Here is a 15,024-nt window from a genome sequence, read left to right as displayed (position 1 = left end):
CGCAAAGCCGTGGCTTGTTGGGCTTAATGTAAGGGTTGCCACCCATGGCAGCAAGACGAACGGATCGTCGTCCCCGGAAAGCTGTGGCTGAGCAGGTATTCGCGAAATCGCGACTTTTGTTACGCCTGAAAAATCGCTTCGGCCAATGCATGTCGCCCAGAAGTGCGCTGCGGTTCCGGGACAACGACATGCATCAAAACAAAGACTTAAAGCACGTCGCCTGAATCCGTTTCAGCGCGGCGCGCTTTAGGGCTGGCGCGGACACAAAAGTCGTTTAATTACAAAATTGCGAAAGATTCTTGCGCACAGCCGGGACAGCCATGCCGCTCAAAGCCGACCTCGACGCCATCGACTGGAAGATCCTGCGCGAGCTGCAGAGCGATGGGCGCATGACCAACGTCGAATTGTCCGGCCGCGTCGGCATCTCGGCGCCGCCTTGCCTGCGTCGCGTCAGGCGGTTGGAGGAGGCCGGCATCATCCGTGGCTATCGGGCCCTGCTCAACGCGCCGGCGCTCGGCATGGATGTCGTCGCCTTCTGCCTCATCGGCCTGCATCATCAGGCCGATGCCGAGCTGAAGACCTTCGCCGAACGCACGCGCGGCTGGCCGATCGTGCGCGACGCCTGGATGGTCTCGGGCGAATCCGATTTCCTGCTGCACTGCGTGGCGAGCGACCTCGGCACCTTCCAGACCTTCGTCATCGAGGAACTGGCCTCCGCCCCGAACGTGGACACCGTACGCACCGCCTTGACCATCCGCCGCGTCAAGGACGAGGGGCTGGTGGCTTTTCCGGCCTGATGTGCCGGATTCCGAAAAATTCTTCGAAAAAGCAGCAGCTTAGCGCCCGGCCTTGAATCAATCTGCGATCAGAGCGATCGGATCGCGGTGAGCAGGCCCTTTAGGTCCGTCGCATCGCGCAACGGCGAAACCGAAAGCCTGCCCATCGCGGAGGCATCGCAATCGACTAGCCAGCCTTGCTGTAAGCCAGCGCGCCGGCCGGCTTCCATATCGGCTGTTTTGTCGCCGACGATCAGCGAGCGCCTCAGGTCAAGCTCAAGCCGGCGGCCCGCCTCCAGCAGCATGCCCGGATTGGGCTTGCGCATCGGATGATCGGCAATCGCCAATGGGCCGGCGCCGGCCTCGTGGTAGGCGCAGGCAAGCACCATGTCGACGAAGGCATTCCGTTCGCCCAGAAGATCGAGCACGCGCTTGTTGACCCGGGCGAAGGCGTCCCAACCGAAATAGCCGCGCGCGATACCGGACTGATTGGTCACGACAACGACCGGAATGCCGTGTTGGTTCGCGGCCTCGATGACCGGCGCGACGCCGTCGCGCAGCACCATCGCCGCCGCATCGTCGGGATAGCCGGTATCGACATTGATGGTGCCGTCACGATCGAGGAACAGCGCCGGCCGGCCGGCTGGAAAGCTTCTGGCGCTGGTCCGCTCGACCCACAGGCCGGGCTCGGCAAGCGGAAAGCCCGAGCTCTCAGCCATCGCTGAGACGCGCTTCGACCGCCTCGCACAGATGATGGTAGAGGCACAGATGCCCCTGCTGGATGATCGGCGTCGAGGTTGACGGCACGTTGAGCAGGATGTCGGTCAGCGGCTTGAGCTTGCCGCCGCTCTCGCCTGTCAGGCTGATCACCGTCATCCCCATCGCCCGCGCCTGCTCGGCGGCGGCAAGGATGCTCGGCGAGTTGCCGCTGGTCGAAATCGCCAGCAGCACAGCGCCTTCCGAGCCATGCGCCTCGACCTGGCGCGAGAACACGGTGTCGAAGCCGTAGTCGTTGCCCCAGGCGGTCAGCACAGCGGCGTTGGCCGGCAGCGCAATGACGTTGTAGGCCTTGCGTTCCTTCAGGAAGCGGCCGACCAGCTCGCCGGCGATGTGGATGGCATCGCTGGCCGAGCCGCCATTGCCGCAGATCAGCAGCGCCTTGCCGTGTGAAAGCGCCGTCACGACCGTGCTCACCGCGCGTTCCATCTCGCCGGTGAGGTCGCGCTCGACCATCGTCGAGATCGCCGCCGCGGAGCGGACCAGGTAGTCGTTCAAATCGGACATGAGACCCTCAGTTTGCGGCACGCAGCTTGCCGATCGTGTTCGTCGTGCTCTTGCCGGCGACAAGGTCGACCAGCACCACGCGCCCACCCGCCTTTTGCACCACATCGGCGCCGACCACGGTCTCGATCGTGTAGTCCGCGCCCTTGACCAGGATGTCCGGCAGGAGCGCCTCGATCAGCTTGAGCGGCGTGTCTTCCTCGAAGACGACGACGGCATCGACCGAGGCAAGCGCGGCCAGCACGCAGGCGCGGTCGTGCTGGTTGTTGACCGGGCGCCCCGGCCCCTTGAGCCGGTGCACCGAGGCGTCGCTGTTGAGGCCGAGCACCAGCCGGTCGCACTGGCTGCGCGCGGCATGCAGCAGGCTGACATGGCCGGCATGCAGGATATCGAAGCAGCCATTGGTGAAGCCGACAGCCAGCCCCTCTTCCTTCCACGCCGCGACCATCCTGGCTGCGGCATTGGCGTCAAGAATGGCGTCGGTATGGGCAGTCGGCCCATGTGAGCGGAACAGCGCGCCGGACAGCTCCTCGACGTTCAGCCGCGCAGTGCCGCGCTTGCCGACGACGACGCCGCCGGCCGCATTGGCGATGACGGCCGCGTGCACGCGGTCGGCCCCGGCCGCGAGTGAAAGGGCGAATGTCGCAATAACCGTGTCGCCGGCGCCCGAAACGTCGAACACTTCACGCGCTTGCGTGGAGATGTGGCGGGCATCCTCGGCGGAGACCACGCTCATGCCTTTCTCGCTGCGCGTGGCGACGATGAATTCGAAATCATGCGTGGCGATCAGGTCGCGCGCAGCGTCCACGATCTCGTCGTCGCCGAACACCTTGCGCCCGACGGCCTCGCCAAGCTCCTTGCGGTTCGGCGTCACCGCCGTCGCGCCGGCATAGCGCGCATAGTCTCGTCCCTTCGGATCGACCAGAACCGGCTTGCCGGCATCGCGGCAGATCGCGATAAGCTCACCGGCGACACCGTCGAGCAGGATGCCCTTGCCATAGTCGGAGAGGATGACGATGTCGGCGCGGCCAAGCGCTGCCTGGAAACGATCGATGAGCTTCGCCCGCTCGGCGGAAGAGAGCGGCTTGATCTCTTCCTCGTCGAAACGCAGCACCTGCTGGTTGAGCGCGCTGAAGCGGCTTTTCGACGACGTCATGCGGTCCTGGCGCTGCAGAAGCCCGTCCGTGTCGACGCCGATCTCGCCGAGCATGCGCATCAGATTGTTACCCGCCTGGTCGGCACCGATCACCGAGACGGGTATGGCGGCCGCACCCAGCGAAACGATGTTGGAGACGACATTGCCGGCGCCGCCCATGTTCAACGTCTCGCCCCTTCCATGCAGCACGGGGATCGGGGCTTCCGGCGAGATGCGCTCGATCACGCCGCTGACGAAGCGGTCGAGAATGAAATCGCCCACCACCAGCACGGTGACGTCGCCGAACCGGGCGATGGTGCGATGCAAAGGTTCGGGGGAAGGCAAAGGGTGCTTGATCATCTCACTGCGCCTGAGGGCGGATTCCGGTCGGTTTGAAGCTCGGGATTTCTGGCACTTGTCACGTTCGCGATGCCGATATACCGCAATTCGGGCGAGCGCAACGGCAGGCCTGACGCCGACCGCGGCCGGCTGAGCAATCAGCTCCTCTGCAGGGCAACATGGACGCCGAGGCCAACCAGCACCGCGCCGCCTGCCCGTCGCATCAATCGCTGAGCGTGCCCTGAACGCCGCAGCCGCTCGATCACCGCGCTGGCCAGGAACACGCACGCTATGTCGGCCGAGGAGAACATCAGATTGACGATGGTGCCCAGAACGACGAACTGCATCCAGACTGGAAACCCGGCCGAGGTGTCGATGAACTGCGGCAGGAACGCCATGAAGAAGATCGCCGTCTTCGGATTGAACACCTCGACCGTGATGCTCTCGGCGAAGGCGCGGCGGGCCGATTTCCGCTCGATCAGGGGTAAAGCGACGTCGCCTTCCGCCTTGGCGCGGAACAACGAGATGCCCAGCCAGATCAGATAAAGCGCGCCGACGAGTTTGACCGCCATGTAGAGCGGCGGCACAGCATGGAACAGCACCGACAGGCCGGCGGCGGCGGCAAAGACATGCACATATCCCCCGAGATGGATGCCGAGTGCCGCAGTCAGGCCGGACCAGCGCCCGCGCGCCATGGTCTGCGCGGCGGCGTAAAGCATGGCGGGGCCTGGGATGTAGGCGAAGATCGCCGTCGTGGCGAAAAACGCGATAAGCAGTTCGGTCGACGGCATTTGTCCCTCATGGTCGGGTTTCAGGTTATTCAGTCCGCACGCGGAATGGCTTTGGATTGGCCTTTGCGGACAACCGCAATGAAAGCAGCCATGACTTTCTTGTGGAACGACGGACTGAATGCGCCGATGCGCGCACCCGGTTCGAAATAGGCTGACGATTCCAGGATATCGTGGTTGTACTCATCGACTATGACCCAAAGAGGGATAGGGTCAAGGCTGACGCGGCGACGTTCAATTTCCGGAATGGCAACGGCGACACGATCGCGACCCGGCTGCGTGGAGGTGATTGCGAGGATGAAGAGGTTCGTGCCGCCGGCTTTCCCGGGAAGGACGGCCACGAAGGCAACGGGGCGTTTCTTGCGGCCTTCTTTCTCGCCGCCACCATGTTGGCGATACCACAGATATGGATATCGCCAGACATCGGCGGCTATGGGTCTAATCACGATCCAGCTCGGCAGTGTATTGCTCAAGCATCTCGACATGTTCGGCCGGAGCGTCCTTCGCCGCGTAAACGCGGCGGCTATCGTTGACGAAGCGAGCCTCGTAAGTCTCGATGCTCATCAGGACGTATCTCGGCTTGTTGTGACGCGTGATGGAGACAGGATGCTGGCTCGCAGCCGCAAGCACATCTCCGAGATTCTGTTTCAGATCGGTCGACGGATAGTGTTTCATGAGCGCTCCATTTTGTACATAATAGACAAAAAAGACAAAATAGACAAGTTCGAGAACCTCAAGGCGGCGCGACGCCTGCTTTGTCGACAGCCCGGCTGGCCTCCCCTATAAGAGCCGGAATCGGAAGCAAACAGAGGCCTTCATGATCATTGTCACGGGCGGCGCCGGCATGATCGGCTCCAACATCGTCGCCGCGCTCAATGCCGAGGGGCATGACGACATCGTCGTCGTCGACGATCTCACCGACGGCCACAAGATCGCCAACCTCGCCGATCTTCGCATCGCCGACTATCTCGACAAGGACGATTTTCTCGCCCGGCTGGAGGATGGCGGGCTTGGCCGCATCGAGGCCGTCTTCCACCAGGGCGCCTGTTCGACCACCACCGAGTGGAACGGCAAGTTCATGATGGAGGTGAACTACGCCTATTCGAAGCGGCTGCTGCATGCCTGCCTGGCGCTGCGTGTGCCCTTCCTCTATGCCTCCTCAGCTTCGGTCTATGGCGGCGGCAGCGAGTTCCGCGAGGAGCCGGATTTCGAGCGTCCGCTCAACGTCTATGCCTATTCGAAAAAGCTGTTCGACGATTACGTCCGCCGCAACGTCTTCGATACCGACCATTCGCAGGTCGCCGGCCTGCGCTATTTCAACGTCTATGGACCGCGCGAGGCGCATAAGGGCGCCATGGCCTCGGTCGCCTTCCATCTGTTCAACCAGGTCGAGCGCGGTGAAAACCCGAAATTGTTCGGTGCGTATGGCGACTTCGGCCCTGGCGAGCAGAGCCGTGACTTCATCCATGTCGGCGATGTCGCGGAAGTCAATCTGTGGCTGTGGAAACGCGGCGCGAGCGGCATCTTCAACTGCGGTACCGGCCGCGCCCAGCCGTTCCGCGCCATCGCGGAGACGGTCATCGATACGCTGGGCAAGGGCGAGATCGAGTTCATTCCCTTTCCCGATCACCTCAAGGGCAGCTACCAGAGTTTTACGCAGGCTGATATGTCCCGCTTGCGCGCGGCCGGCTACAATGGCCAATTCCGCACTGTCGAAACCGGCGTCAGGGACTATGTCGAATGGCTGAAGGCCCAACGATCCTCGTGATCGGCCCACGCTGGGTGGGCGACATGGTGATGGCGCAGTGCCTGTTTGCGGCGCTGAAGGAAAAGCATCCGAACGCCGCCATCGACGTGCTGGCGCCGGCCTGGGCGGCACCGCTGGTCAAGCGCATGCCCGAGATACGCAGCCAGATCGACTTTCCGCTGATGCCGGGAGCGCTCGAATTCCGCAGCCGCAGGCGCTTCGGCCGCCTTTTACGCGGCCGCTACGACATGGCCTATGTGCTGCCGGGAAGCTGGAAATCGGCGCTGATACCGTTCTTTGCCCGCATCCCACGACGCGTCGGCAATCTGCGCGAAATGCGCTACGGCCTGCTGACCGAAATCGTGCCGCTGCCCGAAGCGCTGAAACGGCGCACGGCGCGCGCCTATTTCGGCCTTGCGCGCGGCGGCACCTTTCGCGCGCCGAGGCTCACCATCGACAAGGCCAATCAAGCCGATTTGCTGGCGCGCTTCGGACTGACCGGCCGGAAGTTCGTCGCCTTGATGCCCGGCGCCGAGTTCGGCCCGGCAAAACGCTGGCCGAGCGATCACTATGCCGGGCTTGCCCGGGACATGATGGCGAGGGGCCTGGGCGTCGCGCTGCTCGGTTCGAAGAACGACGCCGACGTGACCGGCGAGATAGCCGCCCTGGCGCCGGGCGCCATCGACCTTGCCGGCAAGACGCGGCTGGAGGATGCCATCGACCTGATCGCCGCGGCGAAGCTTGCCGTGTCGAACGATAGCGGGCTGATGCACGTCGCGGCGGCCGTCGGCACGCCGATCATAGGCATCTACGGTTCGACATCGCCAGAAAACACGCCGCCGCTCAGCGAACGCTCGGAGCTGATCTGGCTGCATCTGTCCTGTTCGCCCTGCCACAAGAAGGTCTGCCCGCTCGGGCACCTCAACTGCCTGAAGACGCTTGATGTCGCTCGTGTCACCGCCGCGGCCGACCGCTTGCTCAAGGTTCCGGCAGCCGCATGAAAGTGCTGATCGTCAAGACATCGTCGATGGGCGATGTCATCCACACTTTTCCCGCCGTCGAGGACGCAATACTCAATCGCCCCGACATAGATTTCGACTGGTGCGTGGAGGAGCCGTTTGCCGGGATCGTGGCTCTGCATCCGGCAATTGGAACCATCCACAAGGTGGCGATCCGGCGCTGGCGCAAGACCCTTTTCGCCGGCGGCACATGGCGCGCGATGGCCGGACTGCGCGGGGCGCTCCGTGCCTGCCGTTACGATCTTGTCATCGACGCGCAGGGCCTGTTGAAGTCGGCCCTGGTCGCCATACAGGCCGGCGCGCCGATTGCCGGCTTCGACCGGGCCAGCGCCCGCGAGCCTTCGGCAACGCTGTTTTATCAGCGCAAATACGCCGTGCCGCGCGACCTGCACGCCATCGAGCGCACAAGGCGGCTGTTCGGGCTGGCGCTTGGCTACCAACCCGATCTGTCGACGCTTCGCTCCGGCATCGTGCCACCGGCGGGCGATCTTCGCGGCGTCGAAGGCAAAGCCGCCTTCCTGCTGCACGGCACCAGCCGCGAGGACAAGAAATGGCCGGTCGAGGATTGGATCGAAACCGCGCGCCAGCTGACCGACCGGCGGTTCACGCCGGTGGTCACCTGGTCGAATGAGGCGGAAAAATCTGTGGCGGAAGCCATTGCCGGAGCCGTGCCGAGGACGGTGCTGGTCCCGAAATCGCCGCTCGCGGACGTTGCGGCAATCCTCGGTCGCTCGACGCTCGTCATCGGCGCCGACACCGGCCTCACCCATCTTGCCAGTGCCTTCGGCCTGCCGACCGTCGCCATCTTCCTGGCGACGGAGCCAGGCCTGACCGGCCCGCGCGGGCCTTTCGCGTCGACCTTGCTGGCGCCGGCTGGCGGCAAGGTTACGCCGGCTGAAGCACTGGCGGAGGCGGAACGGCTGCTGGCGCTCAGATCGGCAGCGCCAGCGTGAGGACCTTTTCAGAATTCGCTTTGGCGAGTCGAATAGCGCGGTTTTCGAGAACCGGAGCGGAGCGTACTTAAAGTACGTGAGCACCGGAAGCGCAGAAAACCGCGCTAGTCGGCCGCCGGAGTAGAATTATCAAAAGGTCCTCAGATGAACTGGACCTGGACGATCTCATATCCGCGGGCGCCGCCCGGAGCATTGACCTCGATGGCGTCGCCGACTTCCTTCCCGATCAGCGCACGCGCGATCGGCGATGAAATCGAGATGCGGCCGGACTTCACGTCCGCTTCCTGGTCGCCGACGATCTGATAGGTCTTCTTTTCCTCGGTGTCCTCGTCGACCAGCACCACGGTCGCGCCGAACTTCACCTTGTCGCCGGAAAGCTTCGAGACGTCGATGACCTCGGCGCGCGCGATCAGATCCTCGAGCTCGTTGATGCGGCCTTCATTGTGGCTCTGCGACTCCTTCGCCGCGTGATATTCGGCATTTTCGGACAGGTCGCCATGCGAGCGCGCTTCGGAGATCGCCTCGATGATGCGAGGACGTTCCTCCTGCTGGCGCCAGCGAAGTTCTTCCTTCAATGACGCGAACCCCTCGCCTGTCATCGGGACCTTGATCATATGCCTGACCTTTCCTGCCGCCACCCCCGCTTTCCGGGAGCAGCCTTGTCGAATGGGTACAAAAAGAAAACGGTCCGGCAGCCTCGGGCTAACGGAACCGTTTCACCACAATTTCCTCGAATATAGCGATCTTCGCGCGATTTTCACGCCCAAAAAATCAACTTTGGTAAAATCATCAGCGCGTTCGCCGGACCCATGCGGCAAACCCGGCGAGCAGCGGCAAAAAACCGGCTGCGATCGCTCGCAGCCGGTTCGAAAAACCTTGGAGTTGGAATCAGCTCCTCAGGAAATGATCGATCTGCTCGGACAGCATGCCGTATTCGCGCGAACCTTTGCCCGTCCGCTTCTCGATTTGCTGGAGCTGCTCCTGGGCGCCGGCAAGGTCGCCGATCTGCAGATGCGCCTCGCCGAGATATTCACGCACCAGCGTGTAGTTCGGATCGATCCTCAGCGCTTCCTCGTAATAGCCGAGGCCGACGGTGACGCGGCCCGAATGGCGATGCGAATAGCCGAGATAGTTGAGGATGCGCGGATCCTGCTTGTTGGCAGCAAGCGTCAGCACCGAGATCGCTTCGTCATAGCGTCCGGCCATCGCCAGATCGTGGCCCGCCTCATAGATGCTGTCGTCATCCAGCATGCCATATTGCGGCACGACGCATTTCTTCTTCTTCTTGTCCCAGACCTCGCCCTTCTTGCATGTGGTCGTCGTCTGGCCACTGCCACCCTCGCCGGCGGCAAAAGCCGGGGCAACAAACAGCGGCAGCGCCGCGACAGCCATGACCTGAATAAGCAAACGTCTGCGCATCGAAGCCTCCTTGAGGGCGTGAGAATGCCAGACTAACGCCGCTCTGGTATTCTTTCATCCCGAAAATACCGGCGGCGGCCCAACTATTTTGGACGGCTTTACCTCCAGACGTGACGCGCGCCGCAAATCCGCTATCATCGGGCCAAGCGCATCACGTGGAGAAGGCCGTGCAGCAGCGCCTCGAAAAGGAGTGGGAACTTTCGATCGATCCCGACACGGTGCGCCTGTTCATACTCAAGGCCAAGGCGCTGAGCGCCGCCGTCAACGAGGACTATGACGACGGCGCCGAGCACGAGGTCGAGTTCGACGGCGACAGGCGTGCCGGTCATCACCATGACGGCCTTGTCGAGGAAGCCTCGGAAAACCTCACCGAGGAAGAATTCCGCGAGCTGATCAACGATCTCAATGTCGACGAAGCGGCCGAACTGATCGCGCTCGCCTGGGTCGGGCGCGGCGATTATGACGCATCCGAGTGGGCCGACGCGGTCACAGCCGCGAAAGAACGCTCCAACAGGCGCACCGCCAAGTATCTGCTCGGCCTGCCGCTGCTTGCCGACTGGCTGGAGGAAGGCCTTGAAGCCATTGGCGCGTAACGCACCGGTAACCGATTGTGATCGGCAAGGCTGCTGGCGCAGGCAACTTCGCAACGCGACCGCCGTTTCGGGGCGATGGCAGCGCTGAGCTTTTCGCGACTATGCAAACTGGCGCTGCCTTTGGCGGCCGCGATCCTGCTGGTTACGCCGGCCCTGGCCAAGCACCATCATCGGCACAAAAGACACGTGCCGCCGACCAGCCTGAGCGCCGCTCCGGCACCGGAAACGCCCCTGGCGACGCCGGTTCCGGGGCCGCGTCCTCAAGATATGGAGAACGGCGCCGACAAGTCCGGGCAAGACAAAAGTCGCCTCGAAAGCAATGACGACCTCCTCAACCAGGAGAAGTCGCATCCGAAATGGGATGCCCATCCGCCGCGTTCGAAGGGCGCTGAATCCGAGCCGCAGACGCCGGCAGTCGTTCCGACGCCGCCGGAGAAACCGGCCGAACTCGAGCCGGAACCGCCCGGCACGGCGCCGCAGCCGCCGGAAAAACCCGCACCTCCGGGCGAGGAAAAGATGCTTCCCGATCCACGCTCGGCCGACATGCCGGCCGACAGGATGCCGGCGGAAGAAACCGCCTGCCGCGAACGGCTGAAGGTGCTTGGCGTCGAATTCGAGGAACACAAGGCCGAGCACGATCCCGAGATCGGCTGCTCGATCCCCTACCCTGTCGTCCTAAAAACACTCGGCAAATCCATCGGCATCAGCCCTGGCACCGAACTCAACTGCGAGATGGCCGAGGCAGCGGCGCGCTTCATGGCCGACGTGGTTCAGCCTGTGGCGAAGGCCGAACTCGGCGCCGACCTGAAGTCGATCAACCAGGCCTCGGCCTTTGTCTGCCGCCCGCGCAACGGCACGCGCAAACTGTCGGAACATGCCTTCGGCAACGCGCTCGACATCGCCTCTTTCACACTGACGGACGGCAAGAAGATCGAGATCGGCCCGACGCCACCCGAGAAGGACGCGAAATTCCTCGACGCGGTGCGCAAGGCCGCCTGCGGGCCGTTCAAGACGGTGCTTGGTCCGGGAAGTGATCCCGATCATGCGCTGCATTTCCATCTGGATCTGGAGCCACGCCGTCACGGCGGCACTTTCTGTCAATAGGCAAATCCCGGAAGTCTTGGCTATTCCTAGCCAAGAACAGCGCCGCAATTCCGCCCCAGGCATGAATGCCGGCGCTGATCTTTCCTTTACTCTTGCCGACTAGACTTGTGCCATCGGAAGCATGATCCCAATTGGGATCAGCTCTTGGGGACAGGATGCCTTTCGATGGCTGGAAGACTTGGTGCCATGCTTAGCCTGGCGCAACGGAACAAGTGCGCGCAGATCACGATTGTCGGGCTGGCCGCGGGCGCCATCGCCACGATATCGGCCTGCACGACCGGTGACGTCTTCGCGCTGCAGCCGGCCGTCGATGTCGGCAGCCAGACGGCAGCCGTGCCGCAGCCCGAAGCGCCGCAATATTCCGGCATGCAGCGCCTCGTCCCATCCAACCCCTACATGACCCAGGCCGCCTATCCGCGCATGGATGAGCCGATGTCGCCGGTCGAGCAGATACCGGCCAGCGAGATCGACTGCCGCAACGAGCTGAAGCGGATGGGTGTCGTCTATCAGGATGTGCAGCCGATCCATGAAGGCCAGTGCGGCATCGATTATCCGGTGAAAGTCTCGGCGATCGGCAGTGTTGCCATGAAGCCGGCGGCGACGCTGACCTGTAACATGGCCGCGACCTTTGCAGCCTGGACGAAAAACGAGCTGCAGCCGGCCGCCCGCTGGCGCTATTTCTCCGGCGTCAAGGCAATCCACCAGGGCTCGAGCTATTCCTGCCGCAACATCGCCGGCGAAGGCGTCCTGTCCGAGCACGGCAAAGGCGACGCGCTTGACGTGATGAGCATCGAGCTCAACAATGGCGACGACATCGACGTCCGCAAGCCCGGCCTGTTCGCCTTCCGCACCCGCGGCTTCCTCAACAATGTGCGCGCCGACGGCTGCCAGTATTTCAACACCGTGCTCGGCCCCGGCTACAATTACGACCACCGCAACCATTTCCATTTCGACGTCAAGAACCGCAAGAGCGGTTACCGCGCCTGCCGCTGAGGCACTGCTGCCCAAACTGGGCCACACCGCATAGAGTGGTTGTATGGGTCAGGGAGTGGTTTCTCGTGAGTGAGCGAAGCCTTCGGCGGCGTGCGGCGGTCTGGCTGGCGGCCTTCTGCGCGGGCTATTTGGCACTTGCTTATGTCGCGGCGCCGGAATTCTGGACATTCCGGGATCGCGGCTTCCGCACGCACCCCTTCGAGATGGTGACACATACGCCGCAAGGCATTCCCGGCGACCCGGTCAATGTCGGACTTGTCGGCACCAAAAAGGAGGTCGTCCACGCTTTCGCCGTCGCCGGCTGGGACACGGCCGACGCCATCACGCTGCGAACCGCGATCGACATCGGCGAAAGCATCTTGTTTTCCCGCCCCTACCCCGATGCGCCGATGAGCCGCCTGCTGTTCGAAGGCCGCGCCCAGGATCTTGCCTTCGAGAAGCCGGTCGGCGACAGCGCCGACCAACGCCACCATGTCCGCTTCTGGCTGACGGACACGGTCGGCGACGACGGCCGCCCGCTCTGGCTGGGCGCCGCGAGCTTCGATCGTGGCGTCGGCCTCAGCCACGACACGGGCGCAGTCACCCATCATATCGGTCCCGACATCGACGCGGAGCGCAACTTCCTGATCGGCGACCTGAAGGCCGCGGGCCTGCTGGCATCGACCAGTGAGATATCGGGGATCGGCGCCACCAAAGAGGGGCGCAACGGCAGCGGCGATCCCTATTTCACCGACGGCATGGCCGTGATCGGCGTGTTGAAGACGCTGCAATGACGGCGCCTTCTGCTCAGGTCATAACGATCACGATCTTGCCGAACGGTCCTTCTTCCAGATGCTGGAGCGCCTGCGACACGTCGTCGAAGCCATAGACCTTGTCGATGACCGGCTTGATGTTGAGCGCCTCGATCGCCTGGTTCATGCGCTCGAACGCGCGCCGATGGCCAATGGAGATGCCCTGGACGACGATGCGGTTGCGCATGAACGGTATGATCGGAAAGCTGATCTCCATCGCGCCGAGCAGGCCAATGATCGATAGCCGGCCGTCGGCGGCAAGCGCGTTGAGCGACCGCCGCGCATTGTCGCCGCCGACCATTTCCAGCACGTGGTTCACGCCGAGCCCGGCCGTCAGGGCGCGGGCGGCTTCGTCCCACGCCGGCTGGGTGCGGTAGTTGATCGTCTGCCAGGCGCCGAGGTCCCTGGCGCGCTTCAGCTTCTCGTCGCTGCTCGAAGTGACGATGGCGCGCAGGCCGAAGGCGGCGGCGAATTGCAGCGCAAACAGCGACACGCCGCCCGTGCCCTGGATCAGGATGGTCTGGCCCGGCACCGGTCTTGTCGCCTCCGCCATCGCGAACCAGGCGGTCAGCGCCGCGATCGGCAGCGTTGCGGCCTCGATGTCGCTGAGCGAGGCCGGCGCCGGCACCGCGGCGTCCTCGCCGAAGACGACATGCTCGGACAGCATGCCTGAAAGCGAGGAGCCGAGCGTATGTTGGTGGAGCACCGCCGGTGCATCGCCGTCCGGCCAGTCGGCGATCACCTGCCCCAGCACCCTTTGTCCGACCTTGAAGCGGCTGACGGCGCTGCCGACCGCCACGATCTCGCCCACGGCATCCGAAGTCGGCACGAACGGGAAGGAAAGATCGGGGATCAGAACGCCGTCGACGATCATCTTGTCCTTGTAATTCAGCGAGACGGCTTTCGTCCGCACCAGAAGCTCGTGCGGGCCTGGCTCGGGGATCTCGCCTTTCACTGGCTGCAGCTTCGAAAGGCCGAGACCGCTCATCTGCCAGGATCTGTTGCTGTCGGTGCCCATGCGTCGCGCTCCTTGTTGACGGTGCGCGAAAGATTTATGCCATCTAACTATGGAAAATAGTGCCGCAATACGGGATATTCGACGACAAATTGAAGACTTTAAAGCTACAATAGGAAATCGAAATGGACTCGGCTGATCTCCAGGGTGTCGTCGCATTCGTCAACGCCGTCGAAGCCGGCAGCTTCACCGGCGCCGGCGAGCGGCTGCATGTGACGAAGTCGGCGATCGGCAAATCGGTCGCTCTACTGGAGCGGCGGCTGGGCGTGCGCCTGCTCAACCGCACCACGCGCAGCCTTAGCCCGACCAGCGAAGGCATGAGCTATTACGAGGCCTGCGTGCGGGCGCTTGCCGAGATCGAGGCCGGGCAGGCGCTGCTCGCCTCGCGCCGGCGGATCCCGTCGGGCAAGCTCCGGGTCGATGTGCCGCTCGCCTTCGGCCGCCGATGTGTCGCGCCGGTGCTGTTCGACATCTCCAGCCGGTTCCCCGACCTGACGATCGAGATCTCCTTCAACGACCGCCGCGTCGACCTGATCGAGGAAGGCATCGACCTTGCCGTGCGCATGGGCGACCTCGACGATTCTTCGTCGCTCGCGGCGCGCCGCCTTTATGCCCAGCGCTCGGCGATCTGCGCATCTCCCGCCTATCTCGAACGGCACGGCCGCCCGCAATCCATCGACGACCTCGCCCGGCACAGCGTCATCGGCTATGGACGCGAAGGCGTCGTCCGTCCGTGGGCCATACGCGACGGTGCCGGACGTCTCACCACCTTCGTGCCCAAGGCGCGGCTTGTCCTGGGCCACGGCGAGCCGATGCTGGACGCCGCGCTTGCCGGCTGCGGCATCGCCTCGCTGCCGACCTGGCTGGCCGGCCAGAGCCTGAGGCGCGGCGCGCTTGAAATGGTCCTGTCCGATTATCTGGTCGAACACATCGTCGTCCATGCCGTGTGGCCAGTCACGCGCGCGCTGACGCCAAAGCTGCGCGTGGTCATCGACGCGCTTGTCGGGCATTTCTCGGCGCCGATTTGGGATGCGGCCTGAACAGAGCAAATTGTCATGTTCCAAAAATACC

General features: G+C 63.6%; 18 protein-coding genes. 9 read left to right on the top strand and 9 right to left on the bottom strand.

From position 1 onward, the window contains the following. The first annotated feature begins 320 nt into the window (after positions 1–320). Entirely contained in the window at positions 321–797 is a 477-nt protein-coding gene (locus YU3_RS0121255; RefSeq protein WP_027168142.1) for an Lrp/AsnC family transcriptional regulator, read from the top strand. 68 nt (positions 798–865) lie between these two features. On the opposite strand, the gene YU3_RS0121250 is transcribed toward YU3_RS0121255, so the two are convergent. The 6 genes from YU3_RS0121250 to YU3_RS39485 form a co-directional block, all read right to left on the bottom strand. Beyond that, entirely contained in the window at positions 866–1,495 is a 630-nt protein-coding gene (locus YU3_RS0121250) for an HAD family hydrolase (RefSeq protein WP_027168141.1), read from the bottom strand. After that, positions 1,488–2,060 carry an SIS domain-containing protein gene (locus tag YU3_RS0121245; RefSeq protein WP_027168140.1) on the bottom strand — a complete coding sequence of 191 codons (573 nt, stop codon included), beginning with the start codon at positions 2,058–2,060 and terminating at the stop codon, positions 1,488–1,490. Before YU3_RS0121245 ends, YU3_RS0121250 begins: the two co-directional genes overlap by 8 nt. Positions 2,061–2,067: 7 nt before the next feature. Next, positions 2,068–3,552, bottom strand: a complete 1,485-nt coding sequence (gene rfaE1, locus YU3_RS0121240) for a D-glycero-beta-D-manno-heptose-7-phosphate kinase (RefSeq protein ID WP_027168139.1) — start codon at positions 3,550–3,552, stop codon at positions 2,068–2,070. A gap of 137 nt (positions 3,553–3,689) precedes the next feature. After that, positions 3,690–4,322, bottom strand: coding sequence for a LysE family translocator (locus YU3_RS0121235; RefSeq protein WP_027168138.1), 633 nt, complete (start codon positions 4,320–4,322; stop codon positions 3,690–3,692). Between the two features lie 29 nt (positions 4,323–4,351). Continuing rightward, positions 4,352–4,792: a hypothetical protein gene (locus YU3_RS0121230; protein ID WP_245273585.1), complete on the bottom strand. Its 441-nt coding sequence runs from the start codon at positions 4,790–4,792 to the stop codon at positions 4,352–4,354. Further along, positions 4,758–4,994 carry a type II toxin-antitoxin system Phd/YefM family antitoxin gene (locus YU3_RS39485; protein WP_027168136.1) on the bottom strand — a complete coding sequence of 79 codons (237 nt, stop codon included), beginning with the start codon at positions 4,992–4,994 and terminating at the stop codon, positions 4,758–4,760. Before YU3_RS39485 ends, YU3_RS0121230 begins: the two co-directional genes overlap by 35 nt. A gap of 142 nt (positions 4,995–5,136) precedes the next feature. Here YU3_RS39485 and rfaD point away from each other — a divergent pair, with 142 nt between their 5' ends. Genes rfaD through waaC form a run of 3 tightly spaced genes read left to right on the top strand, consistent with a single transcriptional unit; the run spans position 5,137 to position 8,038 of the window. Continuing rightward, complete coding sequence (rfaD, locus tag YU3_RS0121220; RefSeq protein WP_027168135.1) at positions 5,137–6,087, top strand: ADP-glyceromanno-heptose 6-epimerase; 951 nt, start codon at positions 5,137–5,139, stop codon at positions 6,085–6,087. Continuing rightward, the gene (waaF, locus tag YU3_RS0121215) at positions 6,060–7,067 is read left to right on the top strand and encodes a lipopolysaccharide heptosyltransferase II (protein ID WP_027168134.1); all 1,008 of its coding nucleotides are present in this window, start codon (positions 6,060–6,062) and stop codon (positions 7,065–7,067) included. The genes rfaD and waaF overlap by 28 nt, the downstream gene beginning before the upstream one ends. After that, a complete protein-coding gene (waaC, locus tag YU3_RS0121210; protein ID WP_027168133.1) occupies positions 7,064–8,038 on the top strand; it encodes a lipopolysaccharide heptosyltransferase I in 975 nt (324 codons plus the stop codon). Before waaF ends, waaC begins: the two co-directional genes overlap by 4 nt. A 140-nt stretch (positions 8,039–8,178) precedes the next feature. Here the strand turns inward: waaC and greA are convergent, their stop codons facing one another. Both greA and YU3_RS0121200 read right to left on the bottom strand, forming a co-directional pair. Then, a complete protein-coding gene (greA, locus tag YU3_RS0121205) occupies positions 8,179–8,652 on the bottom strand; it encodes a transcription elongation factor GreA (protein WP_027168132.1) in 474 nt (157 codons plus the stop codon). Between the two features lie 274 nt (positions 8,653–8,926). Continuing rightward, a complete protein-coding gene (locus tag YU3_RS0121200) occupies positions 8,927–9,457 on the bottom strand; it encodes a tetratricopeptide repeat protein (RefSeq protein WP_027168131.1) in 531 nt (176 codons plus the stop codon). 167 nt (positions 9,458–9,624) lie between these two features. Between YU3_RS0121200 and YU3_RS0121195 the strand changes: the two genes are divergently transcribed. The 4 genes from YU3_RS0121195 (at position 9,625) to YU3_RS0121180 (ending at position 12,920) form a co-directional block, all read left to right on the top strand. Then, positions 9,625–10,050 carry a DUF3775 domain-containing protein gene (locus YU3_RS0121195; protein WP_027168130.1) on the top strand — a complete coding sequence of 142 codons (426 nt, stop codon included), beginning with the start codon at positions 9,625–9,627 and terminating at the stop codon, positions 10,048–10,050. 75 nt (positions 10,051–10,125) lie between these two features. Further along, entirely contained in the window at positions 10,126–11,154 is a 1,029-nt protein-coding gene (locus YU3_RS0121190; RefSeq protein WP_027168129.1) for an extensin family protein, read from the top strand. Between the two features lie 165 nt (positions 11,155–11,319). After that, positions 11,320–12,147, top strand: a complete 828-nt coding sequence (locus tag YU3_RS0121185; protein WP_027168128.1) for an extensin family protein — start codon at positions 11,320–11,322, stop codon at positions 12,145–12,147. Positions 12,148–12,212: 65 nt separating this feature from the next. Continuing rightward, entirely contained in the window at positions 12,213–12,920 is a 708-nt protein-coding gene (locus YU3_RS0121180) for an LssY C-terminal domain-containing protein (RefSeq protein ID WP_027168127.1), read from the top strand. A 13-nt stretch (positions 12,921–12,933) separates the two neighbouring features. On the opposite strand, the gene YU3_RS0121175 is transcribed toward YU3_RS0121180, so the two are convergent. After that, positions 12,934–13,956 carry an NAD(P)-dependent alcohol dehydrogenase gene (locus YU3_RS0121175; RefSeq protein ID WP_027168126.1) on the bottom strand — a complete coding sequence of 341 codons (1,023 nt, stop codon included), beginning with the start codon at positions 13,954–13,956 and terminating at the stop codon, positions 12,934–12,936. A gap of 122 nt (positions 13,957–14,078) precedes the next feature. Between YU3_RS0121175 and YU3_RS0121170 the strand changes: the two genes are divergently transcribed. Further along, positions 14,079–14,993, top strand: coding sequence for a LysR family transcriptional regulator (locus YU3_RS0121170; RefSeq protein WP_027168125.1), 915 nt, complete (start codon positions 14,079–14,081; stop codon positions 14,991–14,993). The last annotated feature ends 31 nt before the right edge of the window (positions 14,994–15,024 follow it).

This window comes from Mesorhizobium sp. WSM3224, from assembly GCF_000427725.1.
In the GTDB taxonomy this organism is placed as follows: Bacteria; Pseudomonadota; Alphaproteobacteria; order Rhizobiales; family Rhizobiaceae; genus Mesorhizobium.
Note: the sequence above shows the minus strand (reverse complement) of the source record. Positions and strands in the feature narration are given on the sequence as shown.

What these genes read in the sequence shown, in the direction of transcription:
- greA (WP_027168132.1), bottom strand. Translation starts at nt 8,652, where the DNA reads ATGATCAAGGTCCCGATGACAGGCGAGGGGTTCGCGTCATTGAAGGAA.
- YU3_RS0121200 (WP_027168131.1), bottom strand. Translation starts at nt 9,457, where the DNA reads ATGCGCAGACGTTTGCTTATTCAGGTCATGGCTGTCGCGGCGCTGCCG.
- YU3_RS0121190 (WP_027168129.1), top strand. Translation starts at nt 10,126, where the DNA reads ATGGCAGCGCTGAGCTTTTCGCGACTATGCAAACTGGCGCTGCCTTTG.
- waaF (WP_027168134.1), top strand. Translation starts at nt 6,060, where the DNA reads ATGGCTGAAGGCCCAACGATCCTCGTGATCGGCCCACGCTGGGTGGGC.
- YU3_RS0121245 (WP_027168140.1), bottom strand. Translation starts at nt 2,060, where the DNA reads ATGTCCGATTTGAACGACTACCTGGTCCGCTCCGCGGCGGCGATCTCG.
- YU3_RS0121235 (WP_027168138.1), bottom strand. Translation starts at nt 4,322, where the DNA reads ATGCCGTCGACCGAACTGCTTATCGCGTTTTTCGCCACGACGGCGATC.
- YU3_RS0121175 (WP_027168126.1), bottom strand. Translation starts at nt 13,956, where the DNA reads ATGGGCACCGACAGCAACAGATCCTGGCAGATGAGCGGTCTCGGCCTT.
- YU3_RS0121250 (WP_027168141.1), bottom strand. Translation starts at nt 1,495, where the DNA reads ATGGCTGAGAGCTCGGGCTTTCCGCTTGCCGAGCCCGGCCTGTGGGTC.
- YU3_RS0121255 (WP_027168142.1), top strand. Translation starts at nt 321, where the DNA reads ATGCCGCTCAAAGCCGACCTCGACGCCATCGACTGGAAGATCCTGCGC.
- YU3_RS0121185 (WP_027168128.1), top strand. Translation starts at nt 11,320, where the DNA reads ATGGCTGGAAGACTTGGTGCCATGCTTAGCCTGGCGCAACGGAACAAG.
- waaC (WP_027168133.1), top strand. Translation starts at nt 7,064, where the DNA reads ATGAAAGTGCTGATCGTCAAGACATCGTCGATGGGCGATGTCATCCAC.
- rfaE1 (WP_027168139.1), bottom strand. Translation starts at nt 3,552, where the DNA reads ATGATCAAGCACCCTTTGCCTTCCCCCGAACCTTTGCATCGCACCATC.
- YU3_RS0121170 (WP_027168125.1), top strand. Translation starts at nt 14,079, where the DNA reads ATGGACTCGGCTGATCTCCAGGGTGTCGTCGCATTCGTCAACGCCGTC.
- YU3_RS39485 (WP_027168136.1), bottom strand. Translation starts at nt 4,994, where the DNA reads ATGAAACACTATCCGTCGACCGATCTGAAACAGAATCTCGGAGATGTG.
- rfaD (WP_027168135.1), top strand. Translation starts at nt 5,137, where the DNA reads ATGATCATTGTCACGGGCGGCGCCGGCATGATCGGCTCCAACATCGTC.